Raw genomic sequence first — 268 nt, forward strand, 5'->3', positions numbered from 1 at the left:
TAAGAAGCCATCTGGAGCTAATTTATAGACATAGTCATAAATTGGCGGATTAAATTCACCGGTTCCGCTATATCGATTCCAAGTCTTGTCTGTATAGATTTTGTGTGTCCAGTATTGTGTTTTACTTGGTTTACCAGCATAATTAAACATATAGGGTGTTTGTAAATCGATCTCATTCGTATTGGAGTGTAACATTGCTTTACCATTGTCAGGATCATGTTCACCGTACAAATAGGACATACTTTTTAGGAGGTTTTCTTTTCCTCCT

The 268-nt window shown here is 36.2% G+C and carries 1 protein-coding gene; it reads right to left on the bottom strand.

All coding sequences use genetic code 11. From position 1 onward, the window contains the following. On the bottom strand, positions 1-268 hold a 268-nt coding region (locus tag RYX56_RS22755; protein ID WP_317124174.1), incomplete at both ends, for a glycoside hydrolase domain-containing protein.

The sequence above is a fragment of the Alkalihalophilus lindianensis genome, from assembly GCF_032843265.1.
Taxonomy (GTDB): Bacteria; Bacillota; Bacilli; order Bacillales; family Bacillaceae_D; genus Alkalihalophilus; species Alkalihalophilus lindianensis.